The following is a 2,852-nucleotide window of genomic DNA, read 5'->3' as shown; positions in this document are numbered from 1 at the left end:
TTTTTGCAGGTAAGATTGATCTGCTCAAGCTCTCGGCATGTGCTGATGGAGGTGATGGTTCGCGGGAAGTGTTAACTATGCGGGAGAGGCAGGTCTTATGTCTGATCGCTGAAGGGGGCACCAGCAAGGGAGTTGCTGAAGCTTTAGATATCAGTAAGCGAACCGTCGAACACCATCGCGCCAATATGATGCGTAAACTCCAGATTAAAAATACGACCGATCTAATTAAATACGCTATCAGCAAAGGGTATATTACCCACTCCGAGTAGTCTTCAGTCCAGTTACAAAACGCATAACCAAATCAATCAAAGTAGGTTAAAGTCGCACAAACGGCTTGACAAAACCCCATCCTTTTCCTATGAGAAACAAATACCTTTTATTTGGGCAACGCTAAGAAGAAAATTAGACCAATTGCCTCGACTGTTGAAGGAGAAGTTATGGAAGATCGCTGGTTGTCTGTTGACGAAATTGCCACATATCTGGGGGTGAGAAGAGACACCGTATACCGGTGGATCGATAGACATTCCATGCCGGCCCACAAAATAGGCCGCCTTTGGAAATTCAAGAAAGAACAGATTGATGCATGGGTTGAGGATGGTGGAGCTGCAGAGCATATAAAAAAGGATCAAACCCAGGGATGAAAACCGTCAAATACAAAATGTCGTTTACTACAGGTGGTCTTTTCCGGCAGGAATCTGTGGAGATAGCGACATTATTCTTGCAACTTCGCGACTGGAATATCGTCAGAGAGAAGGTCCTTAAAGAAAATGTGTTGCAAACTCGGACGATAACTTCATCAAAACGCATCGTCAGGGAAATATGCTCCCGATTAAAAAAACTTTCCCTGGATGAATTGAATCTTCTTGTGGAAGGGTCGGCTCAAGAGCAGAGCTATCTGTTATGGATGGCGGTATGCCGACACTACAAATTCATAGCTGATTTTGCCGTAGAAGTTATCAGGGAAAGATATATTACCCTCAATCAAAATCTTCAATACGAGGATTTTGATTTTTTCTTCAACAAAAAGTCAGAATGGCATGATGAAATTGAACTTATCAAGCCAACCACACGGAAGAAACTTCGCCAAGTTTTCTTTAAAATACTCCGGGAGGCAAATCTTTTGACGAAGGACAATGCAATTATTGGAGCCATGCTGACACCCCGACTCCTGGATACAATTCAGCGCGGTGATAACAAGGAAATTTTCATTTTTCCGGCATTTGAATCTGACTTAGGGGCACCTTCGCAATGATTTCAGGGATCGATAAAAATAATATTCAAGACTGTTTTGATCATCTCCTTACCGTCATCTCCGGAGAGCGCTTTCTTCAGATGAATGGTCTTGGCAATGAAGTACCATTTTTCATTTGTCCGTTCGAGGCAACGGTCGCAGAAAAGGTGGAAAAAATTCGTAAGCAGCTCATTAATCGCCTTGAACAGGCTGGCGTAAGGGTTATGGAAATCAACCTTTACGATCTCTCCGTAGAGATTCTTAAGAGTCGGGATATATGGGAGCAAATTCTTGCAATGGAAGAATCCGTCTCCAAGGATCAACTCAAGGAGCTGCTACAGGGTGTGTTAGATCCGGAAGCCCACTTGGTCCCGGCCATCGCCTCAAAACTGGCCAGCGATGATTTTGATGTTCTGTTTCTTTCTGGGGTCGGAGAAGTCTTTCCCTATATTCGTTCCCATAACGTGCTGAACAATCTGCAAAGCACCGCCAAAAAACGTCCAACTGTTATGTTTTTTCCAGGTGCCTATACCCATTCTCTGGAGGCAGGCGCATCTCTCGACCTTTTCGGGAAACTGCGTGACGACAAATATTACCGGGCTTTCAATATCTTTCACTGCGAAGCGTAAATGAGGGAAAAGCAATGACTCTTAAAACCATTTTTAAAAAGCCTGTTGACCGATCGATTGAAGGAGTCATCAAAGCAGATGATGAAGCAAGTCTACGACTTGAGATTGAGGAGTATGTGCTCACAAATGAGGTGGCAAAAAGGCTCGAATTATTCCTGGATGCGTACAACAACTATGAAGGGGCCAACGGCGTCTGGATTTCAGGATTTTTCGGTTCTGGTAAGTCTCACCTTTTGAAAATACTCGCATTGCTGTTGGAGAACCGCAAGATAGATGATATTCCCGCTCTTGACCTCTTCTTGCCCAAATGTGGCGACAACGAAATCTTGCGCGGTGACCTTAAGCGGGCCGTTGCTCTTCCCTCGAAAAGCATTCTTTTTAATATTGATCAAAAGGCTGATGTCATCAGCAAGACACAGGTTGATGCCCTTTTGGCCGTATTCGTCAAGGTCTTTGACGAAATGTGCGGTTACTACGGTAAGCAGGGACACATCGCCCAGTTTGAACGCGACCTTGACAGTCGTGGACTGTATGAGCAGTTCAAAACCGCTTACGAGTCCTTGTCCAAGCAAACCTGGCAGAAAGGCCGCGAGCAGGCTTTGTTGGAATCAAAAAATATTGCCAGTGCCTATGCTCAAGTTACAGGTGGTAATGAAGACCAGGCAATAGGCATCCTTGATAAATACAGAACCCAATACAAGGTTTCAATCGAAGACTTTGCTGAACAGGTGAAAACGTATGTGGATAAACAGGCTCCTGAATTTCGGCTAAATTTCTTCGTGGATGAGGTCGGGCAATTTATTGCTGACAATGTAAAACTGATGACCAACCTGCAAACCATTGGGGAAAGCCTTGCCACCAAATGCCGAGGCCGGGCCTGGGTGGTTGTTACATCGCAAAACGATATGTCAACCGTGCTCGGGGCGATGAATCGGCAACAGAGCAATGATTTTTCAAAAATTATGGCACGTTTTTCCAATAAAATGCTTTTG

5 protein-coding genes are annotated in these 2,852 nt (G+C 44.5%); all 5 read left to right on the top strand.

Annotated elements, in window-relative coordinates:
- The coding region (locus tag HQK80_16250; protein MBF0223742.1) for a DNA-binding response regulator at nucleotides 1-269 on the top strand (269 nt) is incomplete at its 5' end.
- Nucleotides 270-437: 168 nt separating this feature from the next.
- A complete protein-coding gene (locus HQK80_16245; GenBank protein ID MBF0223741.1) occupies nucleotides 438-641 on the top strand; it encodes a helix-turn-helix domain-containing protein in 204 nt (67 codons plus the stop codon).
- Nucleotides 638-1,252: a DUF1819 family protein gene (locus tag HQK80_16240; GenBank protein MBF0223740.1), complete on the top strand. Its 615-nt coding sequence runs from the start codon at nucleotides 638-640 to the stop codon at nucleotides 1,250-1,252. The genes HQK80_16245 and HQK80_16240 overlap by 4 nt, the downstream gene beginning before the upstream one ends.
- Complete coding sequence (locus tag HQK80_16235; protein ID MBF0223739.1) at nucleotides 1,249-1,860, top strand: DUF1788 domain-containing protein; 612 nt, start codon at nucleotides 1,249-1,251, stop codon at nucleotides 1,858-1,860. The genes HQK80_16240 and HQK80_16235 overlap by 4 nt, the downstream gene beginning before the upstream one ends.
- Before the next feature lie 14 nt (nucleotides 1,861-1,874).
- The coding region (gene brxC, locus HQK80_16230) for a BREX system P-loop protein BrxC (GenBank protein MBF0223738.1) at nucleotides 1,875-2,852 on the top strand (978 nt) is incomplete at its 3' end.

Source organism: Desulfobulbaceae bacterium, from assembly GCA_015231515.1.
In the GTDB taxonomy this organism is placed as follows: Bacteria; Desulfobacterota; Desulfobulbia; order Desulfobulbales; family VMSU01; genus JADGBM01.
The sequence above is the reverse complement of the archived record's forward strand: the minus strand, read 5'-3'. Positions and strand labels throughout refer to the sequence as shown.